The organism is Cupriavidus sp. MEYA8 (genome assembly GCF_059278825.1).
Genome location: NZ_CM181222.1, coordinates 1,569,463 through 1,591,953 on the forward strand (window position 1 = coordinate 1,569,463; position 22,491 = coordinate 1,591,953).

General features: G+C 65.8%; 18 protein-coding genes. 15 read left to right on the top strand and 3 right to left on the bottom strand.

The genetic code is table 11. The annotated features are described in order from the left end of the window. Positions 1-188: 188 nt before the first annotated feature. The 6 genes from AC5WJ1_RS24315 (at position 189) to AC5WJ1_RS24340 (ending at position 10,623) form a co-directional block, all read left to right on the top strand. Positions 189-1,940 carry an FAD-dependent oxidoreductase gene (locus AC5WJ1_RS24315; RefSeq protein ID WP_135703091.1) on the top strand — a complete coding sequence of 584 codons (1,752 nt, stop codon included), beginning with the start codon at positions 189-191 and terminating at the stop codon, positions 1,938-1,940. Positions 1,941-2,243: 303 nt separating this feature from the next. Further along, the gene (locus AC5WJ1_RS24320) at positions 2,244-3,482 is read left to right on the top strand and encodes an efflux RND transporter periplasmic adaptor subunit (protein WP_494476604.1); all 1,239 of its coding nucleotides are present in this window, start codon (positions 2,244-2,246) and stop codon (positions 3,480-3,482) included. Between the two features lie 103 nt (positions 3,483-3,585). After that, entirely contained in the window at positions 3,586-6,771 is a 3,186-nt protein-coding gene (locus tag AC5WJ1_RS24325) for an efflux RND transporter permease subunit (protein WP_494476605.1), read from the top strand. A 93-nt stretch (positions 6,772-6,864) separates the two neighbouring features. Further along, complete coding sequence (locus tag AC5WJ1_RS24330) at positions 6,865-8,334, top strand: efflux transporter outer membrane subunit (RefSeq protein WP_135703088.1); 1,470 nt, start codon at positions 6,865-6,867, stop codon at positions 8,332-8,334. A 70-nt stretch (positions 8,335-8,404) separates the two neighbouring features. Beyond that, entirely contained in the window at positions 8,405-8,962 is a 558-nt protein-coding gene (locus AC5WJ1_RS24335; protein WP_494476606.1) for an RrF2 family transcriptional regulator, read from the top strand. 188 nt (positions 8,963-9,150) lie between these two features. After that, complete coding sequence (locus AC5WJ1_RS24340) at positions 9,151-10,623, top strand: benzaldehyde dehydrogenase (RefSeq protein WP_434034450.1); 1,473 nt, start codon at positions 9,151-9,153, stop codon at positions 10,621-10,623. Positions 10,624-10,648: 25 nt separating this feature from the next. On the opposite strand, the gene AC5WJ1_RS24345 is transcribed toward AC5WJ1_RS24340, so the two are convergent. Both AC5WJ1_RS24345 and AC5WJ1_RS24350 read right to left on the bottom strand, forming a co-directional pair. Then, positions 10,649-11,110, bottom strand: coding sequence for a DUF6130 family protein (locus AC5WJ1_RS24345; RefSeq protein ID WP_135703085.1), 462 nt, complete (start codon positions 11,108-11,110; stop codon positions 10,649-10,651). 144 nt (positions 11,111-11,254) lie between these two features. Then, positions 11,255-12,454 (bottom strand): AraC family transcriptional regulator, encoded by a 1,200-nt coding sequence (locus AC5WJ1_RS24350; protein ID WP_240745830.1) that lies wholly within the window; start codon positions 12,452-12,454, stop codon positions 11,255-11,257. 46 nt (positions 12,455-12,500) lie between these two features. Between AC5WJ1_RS24350 and AC5WJ1_RS24355 the strand changes: the two genes are divergently transcribed. Then, the gene (locus AC5WJ1_RS24355; protein WP_255519627.1) at positions 12,501-12,635 is read left to right on the top strand and encodes a hypothetical protein; all 135 of its coding nucleotides are present in this window, start codon (positions 12,501-12,503) and stop codon (positions 12,633-12,635) included. Positions 12,636-12,752: 117 nt separating this feature from the next. Here AC5WJ1_RS24355 and AC5WJ1_RS24360 read toward each other — a convergent pair whose 3' ends face one another. Further along, positions 12,753-13,757 (bottom strand): LysR family transcriptional regulator, encoded by a 1,005-nt coding sequence (locus AC5WJ1_RS24360; RefSeq protein WP_434034454.1) that lies wholly within the window; start codon positions 13,755-13,757, stop codon positions 12,753-12,755. 70 nt (positions 13,758-13,827) lie between these two features. On the opposite strand from AC5WJ1_RS24360, the gene AC5WJ1_RS24365 reads away from it, so the two are divergent. From AC5WJ1_RS24365 to AC5WJ1_RS24400, 8 genes are all read left to right on the top strand, one after another. Continuing rightward, positions 13,828-15,210 (top strand): MFS transporter, encoded by a 1,383-nt coding sequence (locus AC5WJ1_RS24365; protein ID WP_494476607.1) that lies wholly within the window; start codon positions 13,828-13,830, stop codon positions 15,208-15,210. Between the two features lie 84 nt (positions 15,211-15,294). After that, positions 15,295-16,494, top strand: a complete 1,200-nt coding sequence (locus AC5WJ1_RS24370) for a 3-hydroxybenzoate 6-monooxygenase (protein ID WP_494476608.1) — start codon at positions 15,295-15,297, stop codon at positions 16,492-16,494. A 68-nt stretch (positions 16,495-16,562) separates the two neighbouring features. Next, positions 16,563-17,261, top strand: a complete 699-nt coding sequence (locus AC5WJ1_RS24375) for a fumarylacetoacetate hydrolase family protein (protein WP_135703082.1) — start codon at positions 16,563-16,565, stop codon at positions 17,259-17,261. A 13-nt stretch (positions 17,262-17,274) separates the two neighbouring features. Further along, a complete protein-coding gene (gene maiA / locus AC5WJ1_RS24380; RefSeq protein ID WP_195426893.1) occupies positions 17,275-17,913 on the top strand; it encodes a maleylacetoacetate isomerase in 639 nt (212 codons plus the stop codon). A gap of 24 nt (positions 17,914-17,937) precedes the next feature. Continuing rightward, entirely contained in the window at positions 17,938-18,981 is a 1,044-nt protein-coding gene (gtdA, locus tag AC5WJ1_RS24385; protein WP_135703080.1) for a gentisate 1,2-dioxygenase, read from the top strand. A gap of 18 nt (positions 18,982-18,999) precedes the next feature. Next, positions 19,000-20,514 (top strand): fumarate hydratase, encoded by a 1,515-nt coding sequence (locus AC5WJ1_RS24390; RefSeq protein WP_135703079.1) that lies wholly within the window; start codon positions 19,000-19,002, stop codon positions 20,512-20,514. Positions 20,515-20,613: 99 nt separating this feature from the next. Further along, positions 20,614-21,033 carry an organic hydroperoxide resistance protein gene (locus AC5WJ1_RS24395; RefSeq protein WP_133095759.1) on the top strand — a complete coding sequence of 140 codons (420 nt, stop codon included), beginning with the start codon at positions 20,614-20,616 and terminating at the stop codon, positions 21,031-21,033. Positions 21,034-21,273: 240 nt separating this feature from the next. Further along, entirely contained in the window at positions 21,274-22,428 is a 1,155-nt protein-coding gene (locus AC5WJ1_RS24400) for a patatin-like phospholipase family protein (protein WP_135703078.1), read from the top strand. The last annotated feature ends 63 nt before the right edge of the window (positions 22,429-22,491 follow it).

Consider the following 22,491-nt stretch of genomic DNA (forward strand, 5'->3'; position numbering starts at 1 on the left):
TCAGGGCCGCCAGGAACTCACAGGCTGTGCAGTGTCGCCAACGGTACATGGCAAGCTGTGAACGACAGTGCTCTGCTCTTCATCGATGCGCGGCCCCCGAGGTCCCGGCGGCAGCCGCCGGAACCGTCCCATGCTTGCAGCCACCTCACCTATAGTGATCGTGGCAGTGCCAAGCAGGGGGATTAGCGATGAGCATCGAATCGAATGCGGAAGGCGACATGCATGCCCGGGAAGTGCCGGGCGGGGAGCAGTACGCCAGCGGCGATGCCGAGGACTCCAGCGTGCGGGAACACCCTCGTTATCAGCAGATGTTCCCGGTCCTGACGGAAGCGGAAATCGAACGGGTGCGGCGCTTCGCCAGCGTCTGCCACTACGCTCGCGGGGAATATCTGTACCGGGTTGGCAATACGTGTCCCGGTGTATTCGTCATCCTCTCGGGGAAGGTCCGCATCGTTGCTCCCGAAGGCCTGCGTGAAAAGCGGATCATCCACATCTATACGCAGCACGGCGAATTTACTTCGGATATCACGCAACTATCGAGCAAGCCGGCCGTGGTGGATGCGCACGTCGATGAAGATGTTGACGCGTTGCTGCTGCGACCGGATGACCTCAGCGCACTGATCATTCGGGAAGCCGATATCGGCGAGAAAATCATGCGCGCGCTGATCCTGCGGCGTGCGCTGGCGGTCGAGCGTGGGCGCGGGCTCGTGATCGTCGGCGCTGCCGGCAATCCGCGCCTGCTGGCGCTACAGGATTTCCTGCGGCGCAATGGCTTTCCATACATGGCCCTCGACGCCGAAGCCGATGTGGATGCCATTGCACTGCTCGAGCACCTGACGCCCCAGCCTGACGACTTTCCGCTGGTAGTCTGTCCCAACGGCACTACCTTGCGGAATCCGGATGTGGGGCAGCTTGCATCGTGCCTGGGACTGGTGCCGGAATTCAAGCCGAGCCACGTCTACGATGTGGCAATCATCGGCGCCGGGCCCGCCGGACTGGCGACCGCTGTCTATGCAGCATCCGAAGGCTTGTCCGTGGTTGTGTTCGACTGTCGTGCGCCGGGTGGGCAGGCGGGCTCGAGCGCGCGTATCGAGAACTACCTCGGATTCCCGACCGGCATCACGGGGCACGAGCTGGCGAGCCGCGCTTTCGTCCAGGCGCAGAAATTCGGCGCCCATATCGGTATCCCGTGCGAAGTCAAGGCTCTGTATTGCGACAAGCAGCCGCTTGTCGTCGAGCTTGCCGACGGTCAACGCATCTGCTCGCGCACCGTGGTGATCGCCTCGGGCGCCGAGTATCGACGTCCGGCGGTGGACGGCCTGGCGCGCTTCGAGGGTGGCGGCGTCTATTACTGGGCAACGCCGCTCGAGGCCAGGTTGTGCCGGAACGAGCCCGTTCTGCTGATCGGGGGCGGCAATTCGGCGGGACAGGCGGCCGTCTTCCTTTCATTGCACGCCGAACATGTGCACATGTTCATCCGGGGCACGACGCTGGACGACAGCATGTCGCGCTATCTCGTGGAACGCATCAAGTCGCTGCCGAACCTGACTTTGCATACGCGCATCGAGCTCCGCGCGCTGGAAGGCAAGACGCAACTTGAACGGGTGCATTATCGTGGCGCAGGAGGCGCCGAGGGCAGCATGACGACCCATCACCTGTTCGTGTTCATCGGGGCCGAGCCGAACACGGGGTGGCTGCGGACCTGCGGGGTATCGCTCGATGACAAGGGCTTCGTGCTGACTGGCCCCGACGTCGCCGATGCGCCGCCGCAAGCCCTGCCGCTGCAGACAAGCGTGCAAGGCGTGTTCGCGACCGGCGACGTACGTTCGGGTTCCACCAAGCGCGTCGCGTCGGCGGTCGGCGAGGGCGCGGCCGTGGTCGCACAGATTCATCGCTTCCTGACAGAAGCACGCACCGCACGTCAGGCTACGCCTGCCTGAGGGGCCAGCCCAGCGACAAGATCCCACTGCTGCACATGCAGGTGGGCAGCGTTGCACCATCAAAAACTGCTTGCGCTTCATAACTACGACTAATAGAATCGTAGTTATGGTCCGTTCGGGTGCCGCCGATATGCCAAGGGTGCGCTGCCTGGGTCAAGAGTCGGGAACTGCATGTTCCGTACGCTGAAATGGCGATCGGAGCTTTTATGGCCACCAGCGCACCAGCGACCTCCAGTTTTGAGGCTGGATTGAGGTAAGGGCGCATCGACTCAAGAGTCTCAAAGATGCATGGAGTGAAGAACGATGAATCGCAAGTCTCGACAAACGCTGCTCGCCGCTGCCCTCGTGGCAATGCTGGGGGCCGGTGTGGCAGCCTCCGTGCTGCGTCCCTGGCACGGCGGGGAAGCGCAGGCCACCACGCCGCCGCCGGCACCGGCTGTGGAAGTGGCGGCAGTGGTGGGCCAGACCATCACCGAATGGGATGAATTCTCGGGCCGCATCGAGGCCGTGGACCGTGTGGAGATCCGTCCCCGTGTGTCCGGCACGATCGAAACGGTGCATTTCCGCGATGGCTCGATGGTGACGAAGGGCGACCCGCTGTTCACGATCGATCCGCGCCCCTATGCGGCCGAAGTGGCGCGCGCCGAGGCGGCGCTGGCTGCGGCGCAGGTACGGGCGTCGCATGCGCAGACCGAAAAGGCGCGCGCGCAACGCCTGCTCGACGATAGCGCGATCTCGCGGCGCGAGTTCGACGAGCGCATCAACGCGGCCAGCGAGATGTCGGCCGACGTCCGCGGCGCGCAGGCGGCGCTGGAGGTGGCGAAGCTGAACCTGGGCTACACGCGCATCGTTGCGCCGGTCACAGGCCGGGCGTCGCGCGCCGAGATCACGGTGGGCAACCTCGTGGCGGCCGGCGCGGCATCGCCGCCGCTGACCACGGTGGTATCGGTCTCGCCGGTGTACGCGAGCTTCGATGTCGACGAGCAGAGCTACCTGCGCTACACGGCGCCGAGCGCCGGTGGTGGCAAGGGCGACCTGCCGGTGTTACTGGGGCTGGCCAACGAGGATGGCAATCCGCACCAGGGCCGGATCCATTCGATCGACAACCGGCTCGACACGCGCAGCGGCACGATCCGCGTGCGCGCGGTCTTCGACAACGAGGACCGCCGCCTGCTGCCAGGGCTGTATGCGAAGGTCAGGCTCGGGGGCGGCTCGCCGTATCCCGCCGCGCTGGTCAACGACCGCGCCATCGGTACCGACCAGGGCAAGAAGTTCGTGCTGCTGGTGGACAAGGGCGGCAAGCTCGCGTACCGCGAAGTCGAACTGGGGCCGACGTACGAAGGGCTGCGCGTGATCCGCAAGGGCCTGCAACCGGGCGAGAACATCGTCGTGAACGGCCTGTCGCGCGTGCGCCCCGGCGACACCGTGACCCCGAGGCCGGTGGCGATGGCCTACCGCAGCGAACTTGAGTCGCGTGGCAGCACGACCGACCGCAAGCAGGCCGCGGCTGAGGGGAAGGCCGGCAAGGGCAGCGTGAGCTGAGTCCCGACCTCCGTCACAGACCGAATCCGAATTTCCCGCCGAGGTTGCACATGGCGTCTGCTCCGGCGGACCGCCAGCGGGGACTGCTTTCGCCGAGACCAAGATGAATTTCTCGAAATTTTTTGTCGACCGCCCGATCTTCGCGGGCGTGCTGTCGGTCCTGATCTTCCTGATTGGCGCCATCTCGATGTTCAAATTGCCGGTCTCGGAGTACCCGGAAGTGGTGCCGCCGTCAGTGGTGGTGCGCGCGCAGTTCCCGGGCGCCAACCCGAAGGTGATCGCCGAGACCGTGGCCACGCCACTGGAAGAGCAGATCAATGGCGTCGAGGACATGCTCTACATGAACTCGCAGGCCAATACCGACGGCACGCTGACGCTTACGGTGACCTTCAAGCTGGGCACCGACCCGGACAAGGCCCAGCAGCTCGTGCAGAACCGCGTCTCGCAGGCCGAGCCGCGCCTGCCGGAGGATGTGCGCCGGCTGGGCATCACCACGGTCAAGAGCTCGCCGGACCTGACCATGGTGGTCCACCTGGTCTCGCCCAACGACCGCTACGACACGACCTACCTGCGCAACTACGCGCTGATCAACGTGAAGGACCGCATCGCGCGGATCCAGGGCGTGGGCCAGGTGCGGCTGTTCGGCGCGGGCGACTATTCGATGCGCGTGTGGCTGAATCCGGAGAAGATCGCCGAGCGCGGCCTCGCCGCATCGGACGTAGTGCGCGCCATCCGCGAGCAGAACGTGCAGGTGGCGGCAGGCGTGCTCGGCCAGTCGCCGGCGCTGCCGGGCACCGACCTGCAGCTGTCGGTGAACGCGCAGGGCCGGCTGCAGACCGTGGAAGAGTTCGGTGACATCATCGTCAAGAGTTCGCCCGACGGTGTGGTCACGTACCTGAAGGACATCGCGCGCATCGAACTGGGCGCGTCGGAATACGCGCTGCGTTCGCAGCTCGACAACAAGTCCGCCCTGTCACTGCTGATCTTCCAGTCGCCGGGAGCGAACGCGATCGATATCTCCAACGAAGTGCGCAAGACCATGGCCGAGCTAAAGCAGAACATGCCGGAAGGCGTGGCCTACAGCATCGTCTATGACCCCACGCAATTCGTGCGCCACAGCATCGAGGCGGTGGTCCATACGCTGTTCGAGGCGATCTTGCTGGTGGTGCTGGTGGTGATCCTGTTCCTGCAGACGTGGCGCGCGTCGATCATCCCGCTGCTGGCGGTGCCGGTGTCGATCGTCGGCACCTTCGGACTGATGCATGCGTTCGGCTTCTCGATCAACGCGCTATCGCTGTTCGGGCTGGTGCTGGCCATCGGCATCGTGGTGGACGATGCGATCGTGGTGGTGGAGAACGTCGAGCGCAATATCGAGGAAGGCTTGTCGCCGAAGGACGCCACCTACAAGGCCATGCGCGAGGTGAGCGGCCCGATCATCGCCATCGCGCTGACGCTGATCGCCGTGTTCGTGCCGCTGGCCTTCATGACCGGCCTGACCGGCCAGTTCTACAAGCAGTTCGCGCTGACGATTTCGATCTCGACCATCATCTCGGCCTTCAACTCGCTCACGCTGTCACCCGCGCTATCGGCCCTGCTGCTGAAGAGTCATGACGCCCCCAAGGACTGGCTGACGCGTGGCATGGACAAGGTCTTCGGCAAGTTCTTCGTCCGCTTCAACCGCTTTTTCGGCCGCAGCTCCGAAAGCTATGGCCGTGGCGTGAAGGGTGTGATCCGCCGCAAGGGCTCGGTCTTCGGCGTCTACGCGGTGATGCTGGTGGCCGCCTGGGGCGTGTTCCAGCTGGTGCCGAAGGGCTTTGTGCCGGCGCAGGACAAGCAGTACCTGGTCAGCTTTGCCAAGCTGCCGGACGGCGCCACGCTGGACCGCACCGAGGACGTGATGCGCCGCATGTCGGAGATCGCGCTCAAGCATCCGGGCGTGGAATCGGCCGTTGCCTACCCGGGCCTGTCGATCAACGGCTTCACCAACAGTCCGAGCGCCGGCATCGTCTTTGTCACGCTGGACCCGTTCGAAATGCGCAAGAGCAAGGAGCTGTCGGGCAAGGCCATTGCCGCGGACCTGAACAAGAAGTATGCCGCGATCCAGGACGCGTTTATTGCCGTGTTCCCGCCGCCGCCGGTTCAGGGCCTGGGCACGATCGGCGGTTTCAAGCTGATGATCGAGGACCGCGCCGCACTGGGCTATGACGCACTGTTCGACGCCACCAACGCGTTCATGACCAAGGCGCGCGCCACGCCTGAGCTTGCCGGCATCTTCAGCAACTACCAGGTGAACGTGCCGCAGCTTGATGTGCAGCTGGACCGTACCAAGGCCAAGCAGCTCGGCGTGCCGGTGACCGATGTGTTCGATACGCTGCAGACCTACCTCGGTTCCGCCTACGTCAACGACTTCAACAAGTTCGGCCGGACCTATCAGGTCAAGGTGCAGGCGGATGCGCAGTACCGCCAGCATGCCGAGGACATCCTGCAGCTGAAGGCGCGCAGCGCCAGCGGCGAGATGGTGCCGCTGTCGTCGCTGGTGCAGGTCAGGCAGGGCTTTGGCCCGGACAGCGTGATCCGCTACAACGGCTTCACCGCCGCCGACCTGAATGGCGGCCCGGCGCCGGGCTTTTCGTCGGGCCAGGCGCAGGCTGCCGCCGAGCGCATCGCCGCCGAAACCCTGCCGAAGGGAATCGGCTTCGAATGGACCGAGCTGACCTATCAGGACATCCTGGCTGGCAATGCGGGTGTGTGGATCTTCCCGCTGTGCGTGCTGCTGGTTTTCCTGGTGCTGGCCGCCCAGTATGAAAGCCTGACGCTGCCGCTGGCCGTGATCCTGATCGTGCCGACCAGCCTGCTCGCCGCCATGACGGGCGTATGGCTGACGCAAGGCGACAACAACATCTTCACGCAGATCGGCTTCATCGTGCTGGTGGGGCTATCGGCCAAGAACGCGATCCTGATCGTGGAGTTCGCGCGGGAGCTGGAGCATCACGGCCGCACCGTGGTCGAGGCCGCGATCGAGGCCAGCCGCCTGCGCCTGCGCCCGATCCTGATGACGTCGTTCGCTTTCATCATGGGCGTGGTTCCGTTGGTGGTGTCCAGCGGTGCCGGCTCGGAGATGCGCCAGGCAATGGGCGTGGCGGTGTTCGCGGGCATGCTCGGCGTGACCTTCTTCGGTCTGTTTTTGACGCCGGTGTTCTATGTGGCGTTGCGTTTGCTGGCCACCCGTGGCCAGCGCCGCGCGCAGACGGCGCAAGTCGAACACCATGCTGTGGCATCGGCTGAATAACGCATGTTTGCTTCCCTCTCCCGCAAGCGGGAGAGGGGAGCTACCTCGGCGGCGTTGAAGCCGCCGGAGCACAGAACAGTCAAGGAAACACAAATGATTGCCCACATCACAACGCAGTTGCCCCGAATCGCCACACTAGCGGCCGCGCTGATCCTGGCCGGCTGCTCGCTGGCGCCGACCTACAAGGTGCCGGAGACCGTCACCGTGCCGGCCTTCAAGGAAGCTGAAGCCGCGCAGGCCGAGAGCGCGCAATGGAAGACCGCCACGCCCGCCGAAGGCCAGCAGCGCGGTGAGTGGTGGAAGCTGTTTGGCGATGCCGATCTGGACCGGCTGATCGACGCGGCCAACACTCACAACCAGGAGCTGGCCGCGGCGGCGGCGCGCCTGAAGCAGGCGCGTGCGTTCACCGGCGCCACCGAGGCGGACCGGTACCCGCAACTGAGCGTGGGCCTGGACCCGACGCGCTCCCAGTCGTCGGCCGCCTCGCAGGGGCTGCCCGATGGCGCGCGCGTGGCGCCCCGGACGGTGCTCAAGGCCCGTGCGTTCGCCAGCTATGAGCTTGACCTGTTTGGCCGCGTGGCCAGCAGCGTGAACGCCGCGCGCGCCGACGAGCGGGGTGCTGAGGAGCTGTACCGGTCGGTGCAGCTGGCGCTGCAGGCCGACGTGGCGCAGGCCTACTTCGCGCTGCGCACGCTGGACAGTGACCGTGAGCTGCTCAATGCGACGATCAGGCTGCGTGAGGGCGCGCTGTCGCTGCTGCGCAAGCGCTACGAAGCAGGGGAGACCACCAACCTGGATCCGGCCCGCGCCGAAAGCGAACTGGGCACGGCGCGCTCCGACCTGGCCGGCATCGAACGCCGCCGAGCCAACCAGGAACACGCGCTGGCCGTACTGACCGGCGTGGCGCCCGCGCAGTTCGGACTCGCCGCCCGGCCGTTCGATACCGCTCCGGTGGCCGTGCCGGCGGGGCTGCCGTCGGAACTGCTCGAGCGCCGGCCCGATATTGCGGCGGCGGAGCGCCAGATGGCAGCAGCCAATGCGCGCATCGGCATCGCCCGCGCGGCGTTTTTCCCGCGCATCTCGCTCACGGCGCTGTTCGGCTTCGAGTCTTCGGACCTGTCGAACCTGTTCCAGTGGTCGTCGCGCACGTGGCTGCTGGGCCCGCTGGTCGGTTCGACGGTGGCGCAGACCGTGCTCGACGGTGGCCGCAACCGATCAAACCTGGCTGGCACCCGCGCCGCGCACGAGGAGAGCGTGGCGCGCTACCGGCAGACCGTGCTGTCGGCGTTCCGTGAGGTGGAGGACAGCCTGGCCGATGTGCGCTGGCTCAGCCAGCAGGCCACGGCGCTCGACGGCGCCCTGGCCGGCGCGAAACGGGCGCAGCGCATTTCGCGCAGCCGCTACGATGCCGGTGCCGTTGACTACCTGACCGTGATCGACGCCGACCGCACCGTGCTGCAGTCGCAGCGCGATGCTAATGCGGTGGCAGGCTTGCGTGCCGCGGCGACGGTGTCGCTGGTGCGCAGCCTCGGGGGCGGATGGAGCCAGCGGCAACAATCCTGACGGCGCGCCTTGCGGTTCCCGCAGAAGTTGTATAGCATTTCAACTACGATATACAAAGTCCTAGTATGCTATGTCCCAAATCAGTACAGGCGTTGAATACAGCATCCACTGCCTGCTGTACCTGACGCGGTCGCCGGCGGCTGTGGAAGAGGCGAGTGTCCGTGACCTGGCTGAGCTTCAGGGCGTTCCACACGACTTCCTGGCCAAGCTGTTCACCAGGCTGGCCAAGGCCAAGCTGGTAGTCGCCACGGAGGGCATCAAGGGCGGATTCCGGCTCGCGCGGCCTGCCAACCACATTACCGTTCACGATGTCGTGGTCGCGATCGACGGCGAGAAGCCGCTGTTCGACTGCCTCGAGATCCGCGGCCGCTGTGCCGTCTTCAATGACGACGCACCGGGTTGGGCGACACGTGGCGTTTGTTCGATTCACGCCGTCATGCAGGCGGCGGAGAAGGCGATGCGAGCGGAACTGAAACGGCATACCCTGGCCGACCTTTCTCAGCGCGTCAATGACAAGACGCCGGCCAGCTACGGGGTGCAGGTTGTCAACTGGCTGTCGGATCGTGCGGCCAACCGGCGGGGCGAAAGAGCTGCGCCCACGCGCGGGGGTTCACGCAAGAACGCCTGAGGTCCGCGCGTTCAGGTCACCGGCATTGCCTTGAGGCTCCTCATCGCTTGAGGGGCTTTTTTTCGCCGGCTTTTTCAAACTCGTCACATCTGACCTGCCAGCGATGCGTGACTAAACAGCGACTGCTTTACTCGTTGTTTACGTCTATACTTGCTCTTGATCCCCACACCACAGGAACTGGAGCTTTGATGAACCTTACGCATTCCCCCGGCCTGCTCGACAAGAACATCTGGACCGGCCAGCTCTTTACCGGGCGCTGGCAGGCTGGCAGCTTCGCGACCGGCGTGATCGAGCCCGCTACGGGCCGGGAACTGGGCCGTATCGGCATGGCCGATATCTCGACGATTGCCAGTTCGGCCGAGGCCGCGGCGAAGGCGCAGCCGGGCTGGGCCAGCCTGCACTATGAAGAACGCGCATGTGTGCTGCGCAGGGCTGTGCGAGTTGCCGAGACACATTTCGACGAGATCGTCGGCTGGATCGTGCGCGAAGGCGGCTCCACGCGAGCGAAGGCGGCGTTCGAGACCACGATCACCATCAAGGTTCTGCAGGAAGCCGCAGGGCTGCCATCGCGCTCAGCCGGAGAGGTATTGCCTTCCGTGCCCGGGCGGCTGTCGCTGGCACGCCGGCGGCCGCTTGGCGTAGTTGGCGTCATCTCGCCGTTCAATTTCCCGCTCTACCTGGCGATGCGGGCCGTTGCGCCGGCGCTGGCGCTGGGCAACGCGGTGGTGCTCAAGCCCGATCCGCGCACGGCGGTGTCCGGTGGCTTCGTGGTCGCGCGGCTGTTTGAACTCGCCGGCCTGCCGGCTGGCGCGCTGCACGTGCTGCCGGGCGATGGTGCCGCCGGTGCGGCGCTGACGGCCGATCCGAATGTGGCGATGATTCAGTTCACCGGTTCCACGGCCGCGGGCCGCAAGGTCGGGGAGGCCGCGGGCCGGCACCTGAAGAAAGTCTCGCTGGAGCTGGGCGGCAAGAATTCGCTGATCGTCCTCGATGATGCCGATCTCGATCTCGCGGTTGCAAACACCGCATGGGGCACCTTCCTGCACCAGGGCCAGGTCTGCATGGCCACCGGGCGCGTGCTGGTGCAGCGTGCCATCCACGACCGGTTCGTCGGGAAGCTGGCGGCCAAGGCCGCGAGCCTGACCGTCGGGGATCCCGCTGAAGGCGACGTCGCGCTAGGGCCGCTGATCAATGAAAGCCAGCGCGATAACGTTGCCAGGATCGTCAGCGACGCACAGCGTTCCGGTGCCCGCATCGCAACCGGCGGCGGGTATCGCGACCTGTTCTTCGAGCCGACCGTGCTCAGCGACGTCACACCGGATAGTCCTGCCTTCAGCGAAGAGATATTCGGGCCGGTGGCCGTGGTGGTGCCGTTCGACACGGATGAAGATGCGATTGCGCTGGCCAACCGTACCGAGTACGGGCTGTCGATGGGCATCGTCTCCAGTAATGTCGGCAGGGCATTGCGCATGGGGGAGCGCCTGCGCACTGGCATGCTGCATATCAATGACCAGACCGTCAACGACGAGGCCATCAACCCGGTCGGCGGCGTGGGCGCGTCTGGCAACGGTACCAGCATCGGCGGAGCGGCCAACTGGGAGGAATTTACCCAGTGGCAGTGGATGACCATTCAGGGCGAAGCGCCGCAGTACCCGATCTAGGGCTTCCAGAAGCAACAATCAGAGATCAATGCTTGAGCGCCGCCGGCGCCTTCGGGTCAGGCAAGGTGAAGGCAATGGTCTCCGTGGCCAGGATCTTGTGGCTGGGATCGGCCAGTTCGAGCCGAAGCTTGTGGGCCCCCGGGGGCAGCCCCACTACGATGACGGGATCCTCGTTGGTGTGGGCCCAGGTAATGTGCGAGTCGTCGACCGTCACATGAAGATGCCCGATGCGCGGCGATACCTGTGTGGCGGTCTTGCCGAACACCGGCATGACACGGAAGTGTTCGGTCCGGAACTGCACGATGACGACACCGCGGGCCAACGGTTCGGCCAGCGGCGGATACGGGACCAGCCTGGGCGCCTGCTCGGATTCGAGTGGAAGGATTGCCGGGGGGCGGATGGGATCCGGTGCGCCTTGTGCAAAAGCCGTCACGCAGAGTGCCAGGGCGGACGCGGCGACGGACGCATGTCTCAGGGGGGAACGCATGATTGTTGTCCTTCCTTTTTGGAGGAGGAGTTTCGTCGACGCACGAGCCGATGCCGGTCCGTGCGTAAGTACAGAGTAGTCGCTGGCACAGCCGGCGACAGTACTTGCACAGCACGCCGCGATCGGTTGAATCCGCAACCGGAATCAGTCGCCACCCACGCGCCGACGAGGCGCCGTTCGCTGCCGGAATCCGCTTGGGTCCACACCATGCTGTTTGTGGAACGCCTGCGAGAAATTGCTGCGACTGGAGAAACCCACGGCGTGCGCCACCTGGGAAATCTGCAGCGTCGTGGTCGCCAGCAATTCCGCGGCCTTGTGCAGCCGCACCGTTCGCAGCATGGCCATCGGCGTCTGGCCGAACGCCCGTTCGAAGTGCGAAGCGAACGCTGAACGGCTCATTCCCGCCAGATCGGCCAATCGCTGCACCGACAGTGGTGCTTCGGGTTGTTCAAAGAGCTTTTCCAGCGCGAGCAGCAGCCGGGGATCGGCAACGGCCGCCGTCCACGACAGCTGCGCGTTATCGCTTTCCATCTGACGCCGCAGCAGCATGACCAGGCATTGCTTGAGCAATGCCTCGATCAGCACCCTCGATCCCAGTCCGGGCTGCGCGGATTCCGCCAGCAGCATGACGAACTGGTCTCTCAGCCCCGCTGGGCCATCGAAGCGCGTCACGATCGGATGCCGCAGCATCCTGAAGGGATCGGCGGTGTCCGTCGCAAAGCGCAACTCCCCGCACGCCAACTCGATCCCCGCTGCCGCTTCGCCCACCTTCAGCGTCGGCGCCGTTTCGCGCGCGGACCATGAGCCAAGCCTTGCCCGATCCACTGACATAGCCGGCGACTCGGACACGCATTCGAGCCGGTAGGAGACGCCGGGAGGCATCAGGACGAAACTGTGCGGCTGCAACGCGACGCGGTGGCCATTGCCTGCGTCGAGCGTGCCGCGGCCGTCCAGGCAGTAGTGGAGGCTGGCTGTTTCACACGCTTCGAAGCGCACGCTCCACCCGTCGCGGATGTCGCACCGTGTGATGTGCGTGACACCGATGTCCAGTGTGGCAAGGAAATGTTCGAGCACACGATGTGCGGAAGGGGCGGATGCCATCATTGGACGAATTGAAACCAAACTAAGACCAGGCGGAACCTTGCCCTTCCTATCATACGTACTCCAATCCCAACCTTGATGGAGTTTTCCATGCTCGATATGAAGGATCGTGCCTCGTTTGAGGAAGCTGGACGAAAACGCTCCTGAAGCGATGAAGAGCTTCCGTGCATTGGACCACGCGGCTTTTGCAGACGGCGCGCTTTCGGTGCAGCAGAAACAGATCATTGCGGTGGCCTGCGCCACCGGCGCGTGCTCCTCCACCACACCACCTATCCGTTGAGGAGTAAATGTGCAACCCATCACATCCGCCGCCACGACGCGCACCAGCGAAGCCGTCCACAACCACGAGGCGTTGCTGTGCTGGTCGCTGGTTGTCGTCCTGCTGCGCACGGCGCTGGCACGTTGCCATGCGGCGCGTTCCTGATTCTCCTGGAGGACTGTCTGTCGATCGGCATTTCGCGACGAACGCGCAGGCAATCATGAACGAGGGCGATCCGATGATCGCCCTCGTTGCCTTTAATGGATGCGATGCACGGGCGCGCTACTCGCCAGGAGATTCGCCGAACAGTTCCTGGGTGACCGAGCGCAGCCAGCGATTGCCCGGGTCGTCATGCTGACAGCGGTGCCAATGCTGCCTGAGATCAAAGGCGGGAATCGGGAACGGTGGCTCGAGGACCTGTACATCGGCGATGCGCGCGAACAGCTCGCCCACCGGCAGCGGCACCGTGACGACCAGGTCGGTCGATGCGACCACGAGCGGAATGCTGAGGAAATGCGGGGAACGCAGCATCTCGCGCCGCGCGATGCCATGCTGGCGCAGATACGACTCGACCAGCTCCTGGCTGCGGCTTTCGCTCTGGATCACCGCATGCGGCAGTTCACGGAACTGTTCCGCGGTCATGCGTCCGCGTGCCACCGGGTGATTCTTGCGCGCCAGGCACACGAACCCGTGCCGGAACAGGCGCTGCTGGAATACATCCGAGCCGCCGAGGTCCGGATAGTAGCCGATGGCCAGGTCGATCCTGCCGCGTTCGAGCTGATCCATGATGTCCGTGTGCCGCGCCGATACCGTGCGCACGTCCACATGCGGCGCCTCTTTCATGAGCCGGGCCAGCAGGCGCGGCAGGAATGCCGCTTCGCCGACGTCGGACAGCGCCAGCGTGAAGGTCCGCCGCGCCTGCGCGGGATCGAAGCGCGGCGCCGTCAGCAGATGCTCCCGCACCTCGGATAACACGCCCTGCACCACGGGTGCCAGCACTACGGCGCGCGGCGACGGCTGCATGCCGGTGCGGACCTTCAGGAACAGCGGATCGCCGAGCTGGTCGCGCATCCGCTGCAACGCGTGCGACATGGCCGGCTGGCTCACGCCGATCTCCTCGGCCGCGCGGCCCAGGTGACCATGCCGCCACAGCGCATCGAACACGCGCAGCAGGTTCATATCGAAATTATCCATTTCGTTCATGACCGTCATTCCGTTCATTTGATTGCCGAATGATAGGCGAGGAACGAGACTTCCGTCATCCGGTTTGCCCGCAGCGCGGCGCAACGGCCGGCCGGATCGGGCCTGACCGGGTCAGGCCTCAATCAAACAACAGACCGCGCAAACAAGGAGACCCATGTACACGCCCCCAACCAGCATTGCGTCGGTCATCGACGCACGGCCTCTAGGTGCCTATCGGCTTCGCATCTTCATCGTCTGCTTCCTTATCGTGCTGATGGATGGTTTCGATACCCAGGCGATCGGCTTTGCGGCGAAGGCCATGTCTTCCTCGCTCGACATTGCCATCGCACTGTTCGGGCAGGTCTTCTCCGCGGGCCTGCTGGGCGCCATGCTTGGCGCCTTCCTGCTGGGCCCGCTGGCGGACCGCTTTGGCCGCCGCTGGCTGCTGGCGGCGGCGATCGTGGTCTTCTCGGTGTTTTCGCTGCTGACGCCGCATGCGTCCACGCTGCCGGAACTGCTGCTGGTGCGGTTCCTCGCCGGCCTCGGCCTTGGCGGCGCGATTCCGAACCTGCTGGCGCTGTCTGCCGAATACACGCCGCGGCCCATGCGCGGCATGATGACCGGCGTGCTCTATGCCGGCTTTCCGCTCGGTGGTGCCGTGGGCGCGCTCGCCAGCTCGTACATCGTGCCGCACTACGGCTGGCCCGCGCTGTTCTATCTCGGCGGCGCGCTGCCGCTGGGGCTGGCGCTGCTGGTCATCGTGGGCCTGCCTGAATCGCTCCCGTTCCTGCTGCGCCGCAAGGACGGCCAGGAGGCGGTACGCGCCATCGTCGCGCGCATCGCGGGCCAGCCGTCAGCGTCCGATCGCCAGGTCACCTATGTCGATGCCGAGGAACGCGTGCGTGGCCTGCCATTCCGGGAACTGCTGTCGGGAGGGCGGCTCGTTGCCACGCTGCTGCTCTGGACCGGATTCTTCATGTGCTTTGTGCTGTTGATCGTGCTGGTGCTGTGGACGCCTGCGCTGCTGCGCGGCGAGGGCGTCGGCGAGCACGATGCCGCGCTCGTGGTCGCCCTGATCAATCTCGGTAGTGTGGCTGGTACCGCCGCGGGTGGCCGCCTGGTGGACCGCTTCGGTCCGTACCTGACGCTGCCGCCGCTGTTCCTGCTCGGTGCGCTCAGCGTGTCCGTGCTCGGTTACGCCACCGGGTCGCTGCCCGCGCTGGGGCTCGCGGCCACGCTGTCCGGCATCTTCCTGGGCGCCGGCAGTTCAGGGCTGCTGGGCCTGGCCGTGCTGAGCTACCCGAGCGGGATGCGCGCCACCGGCGTGGGCTGGGCCATGGCGCTGGGCCGCATGGGCCAGGTTAGCGGGCCGCTTGTCGTCGGCGCCTTGCTCGCGAGCGGATTCGGCATCAAGGCCATCTTCGTGTGCAGCGCCGTTCCTGCCGCCATTGCCGCTGCCGCGATTCTCGTGCTGCGGGTGGTGCGCGCCGCGCCGAGGGCACAGGGGGACGCGTCGGTGCAGAACGCCGCGCTGCCCGCTGCACTGGACGGCCACTAGCCACCTGATTCATTCATCGCCGTTGCATGGGGCGCCTGTCACGGCTTTTCGTGGCCGATGCCGCCCGCAGAAATAAGGAGTGTCATGCGTATTACTACTCAGTCATCCCCCGTGCTCGTCGTCGGTGGCGGCATCGGCGGGCTTGCGGCGGCGCTCGCGCTGGCGCGCGAGGGCTGCCATGTCAAGGTGCTGGAGCAGGCCAGCGTCATCGGCGAAATCGGCGCGGGCGTGCAGTTCGGCCCCAATGCCTTCGCCGCCTTTGACGCGCTTGGCGTGGGCGAGCGCACGCGCAGCCATGCGGTCTACACCGATCACATGATGATGATCGATGCGATCGACGGGAAGACCGTTGCCGACATCCCGGTCGGCGAAGCCTTCCGCAAGCGCTTTGGCAATCCGTACGCGGTCACGCACCGTGCCGACGTCCACAATTCGCTGCTCGAGGGTGTGCGCGAGACCGACCGGATCGAGTTCGTCACCGCAACGCGCATCATCGAGGTCCGGCAGTCGGCGGACGGCGTTACCGCATTCGACGAACAGGGCAACAGCTACCACGGCTGTGCCCTGGTCGGCGCCGACGGCGTGAAGTCCGCCATCCGCCAGCAACTGGTCGGCGACCCGCCGCGCGTATCGGGGCACGTGGTGTACCGCGCGGTGATCGATGCCGGGCATTTCCCGCGCGACATGCAATGGAACGCACCGGTGCTCTGGGTCGGGCCGAACTGCCACGTCGTGCATTACCCGGTCCGCGCCGGCGAGCAGTACAACCTCGTGGTGACGTTCCACAGCCGCCAGCAGGAGACCTGGGGCGTCAGCGAGGGCAGCCAGGAGGAGGTGCTTTCGTACTTCCAGGGCATCGATGCCCGTCCGCTGAGCCTGCTCTCCCTGCCGCCGACCTGGCGCCGCTGGGCCACCGCAGACCGCGAACCCATCGGTCAATGGACGCACGGCCGCATCACGCTGCTCGGCGACGCCGCGCATCCGCTGCTGCAATACCTGGCGCAGGGCGCATGCATGGCCGTCGAGGACGCCGTCACGCTCGGGGCCGCGGTACGCACGTGCGACGGCGACCTGCCGCGCGCCTTTTCCGTGTACCAGGACGCACGCATCACCCGTACCGCGCGCGTCGTCCTGTCGACCCGCGAGTTCGGCCGGCTGTGCCACGCGTCGGGCGTGGAGCGCCTGGTGCGCAATTCCCTGTGGAAGAGCCGTTCGCCGGAGCGCTTCTATGACTCTCTGGAATGGCTCTACGGCTGGAAGGCCGAGACCTGCCTGACCGTATGACGGCCACTTCCCTCATCCCCTGATCGACCCGGGATCTGACCTTGCAGATCCCAAACCTGGAGTTCCGCATGACCTTTGTCGTTCCGCCCATTCCCGCCGTCACGATTCCCGTGTCCGGTGGCGACGGACTGTTTCCCGTGCGCCGCATCTACTGCGTTGGCCGCAACTACGCCGCGCACGTACGCGAGATGGGCATGGACCCGAGCCGCGAGCCGCCGTTCTTCTTCTGCAAGCCTGCCGATGCGATCGTGGTAGCCCCCGCGGGCGCCGGCGCGCAGATCGCCTATCCGCCGGCGACCGGGCAGTTCCACTTCGAGATCGAACTGGTGGTGGCGATCGGCCGCGCGGGACGGGATATACCGGTCGAGCAGGCCAATGCGCATATCTGGGGCTACGGGGTCGGCATCGACATGACGCGGCGCGACCTGCAGATCGCGGCGCGCGACCGGGGCCGCCCGTGGGAACTCGGCAAGAGCTTCGACCAGTCCGCGCCGGTTTCACTGCTGCATCCTGCCAGCGAAGTCGGCCATCCGGCAGCCGCAGAGATCTGGCTGCAGGTCGACGGACAGGACCGCCAGCGCAGTGACCTGGACAAGCTGATCTGGTCGGTGCCCGAGATCGTCGCAAACCTGTCGACGTTCTTCACACTGCAGCCCGGCGACCTCATCTTCACCGGCACGCCGGAAGGCATCGGGCCGGTGCGCAGCGGCGAGGTCATGCGTGGCGGCATCGCCGGGCTCACCGACGTCGAAGTGCGCGTAGCCTGAAGGCGGTACGAGCATGGATCTGTACAACTTCTTCAACAGTTCGGCGGCGTACCGGGTGCGCATCGCCATGGCACTGAAGGGCCTTCCCTGGGACCATATCGGCGTGAATCTGCGCGCCGGCGAGCAGGACCGGCCCGGGTACCAGGCGCTCAATCCGAACCGGCTGGTGCCGACGATCCAGGATGGCGGGCAGACCATCACGCAATCCCTGGCGATCATCGACTATCTCGATCGCAAGTGCCCCGTGCCGCTGCTGGTTCCCGCCGACGGCCAGGCTCGCACACGCGTGCTGGAGCTGGCGCTGACCATCGCCTGCGACCTGCACCCGCTGAACAACATGCGTGTGCAGAAGTACCTTAGCGCCCGCCTTGGCATTGCCGACGCCGACAAGTCCGAATGGGTCGCCCATTGGCTCACCGCGGGCTTCAGCGCACTGGAACCGTGGCTGCCCGCGGACGGCGGCTGGTGCGTCGGCGACGCCCCGACCCTGGCCGACTGCTGCCTGGTACCGCAAGTTGCCAATGCGCAGCGTGCGGGGTTCAGCCTCGACCCGTTCCCGCGCGTGCGCCTTGCCTACGAGCACTGCATGCGTCACGAGGCCTTCCGCGTGGCGGCGCCGAGTGCCCAGCCCGATTACATAGCCGCCCACTGATACCGATGCAGGAGGCATCCGATCATGACAACCAATCCCACGCCTGATGTGTTGAGCCGGCGCGACGCGTTCTACCGCGAGCTGGAACCGCATGCGATGGCGGCCCTCTGGACCCGGCTGCGCAAGCTGATTCCATCGGAACCCACACCGGCGGGCGTGGCGCACCGCTGGGCATATGCAACGGCCCGCCCGTACCTGATGGAATCGGCGAGCCTGATCTCGGCCGAGGAAGCTGAACGGCGCGTGCTGCTGATGGAGAATCCGGGCCTGCCCGGCACTTCGTGCATCACCAGAACGATGTACGCCGGCCTGCAGCTCATCCTGCCGGGCGAAGTCGCGCCCGCGCATCGCCATACCCAATCGGCATTGCGCTTCATCGTCGAAGGTTCGGGCGCCTACACCGCCGTGGACGGCGAGAAAACCTATATGGAACCCGGCGATTTCGTCATCACGCCGGCGTGGACATGGCACCATCACGGCCACGAGGGCAACGCGCCGATGGTCTGGCTGGACGGACTCGATATTCCTATCGTGTCGCTCTTCAACGGCGGCTTCCGCGAGGAATTCAAATCCGGCGAAGCGCCGGTCACGCGCCCTGCAGGCGACGCACTCGCGCGCTATGGCACAGGTCTGATGCCGGTGGGCTACCAGGCGTCCACGATGAACTCCCCGGTCTTCAACTATCCCTACGCGCGTACGCGCGAGGCGTTGTTCGCGTTGCCACGCGCCGGTGCTCCCGATCCGCACGCGGGCTACCTCATGCGCTACACCAATCCGGTGGACGGCGGCTGGGCCATGCCGACCATCGCCACCATGATCCGGTTGCTGCCGTCCGGCTTCGCGACGTTGCCGTACCGCTCGACCGACAGCATCGTCTTCGTCTGCGTGGAAGGTAGTGGCCATGTCACGATCGGCGATCAGCAGCTGGAGATTGCGCCGCACGACGTGGTGGTGGTGCCGGGCTGGAGCCGCTACACGCTGCATGCCAGCCAGGACCTGGTGCTGTTCTCGTATTCGGACCGCGTCGCGCAGGAAAAGCTCGGCCTGTTCCGCGAGCAGCGTTGCTGAGGCGGGGTGGCCGGCATCATGACCACCATCGTTTCCTATGGAGACTTTGTCGACAGCATTGCCGCGGCGCTGCAGTTCATCAGTCACCATCACCCTCCCGACTATATCCGGCACCTTGCCGCAGCCTATGAACGCGAGGCCAGCGAGCCGGCCAAGCAGGCGATTGCGCAGATCCTGATCAACTCGCGGATGTGCGCGGAAGGACGGCGTCCGATCTGCCAGGATACGGGCATCGTCAATATCTTCCTGCGCGTCGGCATGGACGTCCGGCTCGCCGGCTTCCCGTCGGGCATCGTCGATGCGGCCAATGTTGGTGTGCGTCGTGCGTATCTCGATCCCGACAATACGCTGCGTGCCAGCATCGTCGAAGACCCGTTGTTCGCGCGGCGCAATACCGGCGACAACACCCCGGCGGTCGTCCACGTCGAGCTGGTGCCAGGCAACACCGTCGTGGTCGACGTGATGGCAAAGGGCGGAGGCAGCGAGAACAAGAGCAAGTTCGCGGTGCTGATGCCCAGCGATTCGGTCGCAGACTGGATCGTCAGCATGGTGCCGTCGATGGGGGCCGGCTGGTGTCCTCCCGGCATGCTCGGCATCGGCGTCGGCGGCACGGCCGAGAAGGCCATGCTGCTGGCCAAGCAGAGCCTGACCGAGCCGCTCGACATGCTCGATCTCAAGGTCCGGGGCCCGCGCAACGCACTGGAGGCGCTGCGAATCGAGATCCATGACCGCATCAATGCGCTCGGCATCGGGGCGCAGGGGCTCGGCGGGTTGACCACCGTGCTCGATGTCAGGATTGCGACCTACCCCACGCATGCGGCAAGCATGCCTGTCGCCATCGTGCCGAACTGCGCGGCAACGCGCCATGCGCGCTTCGAACTCGATGGCAGCGGCCCGGTCATGCTGACGCCGCTCTCGCCGGATCGCTGGCCCGACCTCTGGCCGGATCTGCCTTTGCCTGACGGCACGGCGAGCCGCCGGGTCGATCTGAACACCCTGACCCGGGAGGAAACCCGCACCTGGCGCGCCGGCGAGACGCTGCTGCTGTCGGGGCGCATGCTGACCGGGCGCGACGCCGCGCACAAGCGGATCGACGAGATGCTCGCGCGTGGCGAGCCCTTGCCGGTGGACTTCCGCAATCGGATGATCTACTACGTCGGGCCCGTTGATCCCGTGCGTGACGAAGTAGTAGGCCCTTGCGGCCCCACCACGTCAACGCGGATGGACAAATTTGCCGGGCGCATGCTGCCATCCACCGGCTTGCTCGGCATGATCGGCAAGGCCGAGCGCGGGCCGGATGCGATCAGCGCCATCGTGAAGAACGGCTGCGTCTATCTGGCGGCAACCGGTGGGGCCGCCTATCTGATCTCCAAGGCGGTCCGGTCCTCCCGCATCCTGGCGTTTGGCGATCTCGGCATGGAAGCCATCTACGAGTTCGATGTGGAGAACCTGCCCGTTGTCGTTGCCGTGGACGCCGGCGGCAACAGTGTCCACGAAAGCGGACCGCGCACCTGGCGCATCGCGGCGGCATGAAGATCCACTTGCCCTGATTATCGCGTCGCCGGTAGCCGCCACCCCGGACGACGCTCAACCCCGCGTGGCGATCAACATCCTTAACTGAAATACCCCGAAATGATCAACCAGTTCGATAAAGTCATTTACACCGGCAAGACCCATACCGTCGGCGGCCGCAACGGCAACTCCCGCAGCACCGACGGCCGTCTGGCCGTCGATCTGTCAGGGCCCGGCAGCAACGGCGCCGGTACCAATCCGGAACAGCTCCTGGGCGCCGGCTGGTCGGCCTGCTTCCTCGGCGCAATCGCCAAGGCGGCACAGGTGGCGAAAGTCACGGTTCCGGCCGACGCGGCCGTTGACGCTGAAGTGGATCTTGGCCAGGCCGGTGATGGCTACTTCCTGGCGGCACGGCTCAATGTGAGCTTGCCCGGGATTGACCGGGAGGTCGCGCAGTCCCTGGCCGCGGCCGCACACCAGCTTTGCCCGTACTCCAAGGCGACGCGCGGCAATATTGATGTCGAGATCAATATCGTCTGAGGACGGCAGGGCCTCGCACGCATCGGCTCGCGCCGATTCGCGGAAGCTCTTGAATGCCAGTCCGCCGTGCAACAGTCCGCCCCAGTTCTTGTTCGGGGCCTGGTAGATGCGCCAGCTCACGCCCCGGGCCTGCAGCAGTTCGGGCAGCGTGGCCGCCAGTGCGCCGCGGTTGCCTGGCCCCGGACGTAGGACGATACTTCCGAACAGTCGTGCCCCTGTGCCACGACAGGAAGGAATGCAATGGGCGAGACAGCAAAAGTATCCGTCTCCGCGCCAGCGGAAGCGCTCGCGGAACTGCCCGGGCAGGTCGTGCTGGTCCTGCAAGGTGGCGGCGCGCTTGGCGCCTACCAGGTCGGCGTTTACCAGGCCATGCATGAGGCCGGCCTCGAGCCGCGGTGGGTGATCGGTACGTCGATCGGGGCGATCAATGGGGCCATTATCGCCGGCAACCCGCCAGCCGAGCGGCTTTCCCGGCTCAAGCGGTTCTGGGATGGCATTGCCTACCGCGGCGCCGGCGAGGCAAGCGGCCACTTCCGCGAATGGGAAAACTGGGCGCGGGTGCTGTCGATTACCACCCATGGCATTCCGTCGTTTTTCACGCCAAGTCCCGCCGCCTGGTGGCTGGGGCTGCGCGCCACGGTCGGCCTTGCCCAGTCGGCCTTCTACTCCACCGAGCCGCTGCGCGCGACGCTGGGCAACCTGATCGACTTCGATTACCTGAACGCCGGGAACACGCGGCTGACCGTTGGCACGGTCGGCGTGCGCAATGGCCGCATGCGCTATTTCACCAACCGCGACGCGCCACTGAAGGTCGCGCACGTGATGGCCTCGGCAGCGTTTCCGCCGGGGTTTCCCTCGGTGCAGGTGGACGGCGAGGCATACTGGGACGGCGGCATCTATTCGAACACGCCGCTGGAAGCTGTCCTGGATGACCGTCCCCGCCGCAGTTCGCTGATCTTCGCCGTGCAGTTGTGGCCGGCCAGCGGCCCGGACCCGACCTCGATCTGGCAGGTAATGAGCCGGCTGCGCGACATCCAGTACTCCAGCCGCGCGGAATGCCACCTTGAGCGGCAGCGGCAGATACACCGCCTGCGGCACGTGATCCGCGAACTGGGCAAGCACATTCCGGAAAGCGAGCGCGCGCAGCCCGCCGTGCAGGAACTGCTCGACTGGGGTTGCGGAACCACCATGCATGTGGTCGAGCTGGATGCACCGCAACTCGACGGCAACGATATGAACCGCGATATCGACTTCTCCACGCACGGCATCGAACGCCGCTGGGCGGCCGGGTACCAGGACACGCGGGATGCGATTGGCCGTGCCCCCTGGCGCGAACCGCTCGACCCGATCGAGGGAATCGCCGTGCACCGGGTTCAGGCGAGCCTCCCCGGGTGAGATGCGAATCACCTGGCGAGCAGGCGCCGCGAAAGCTTGCGCGCGCCGCTTTCCACGCTGTGG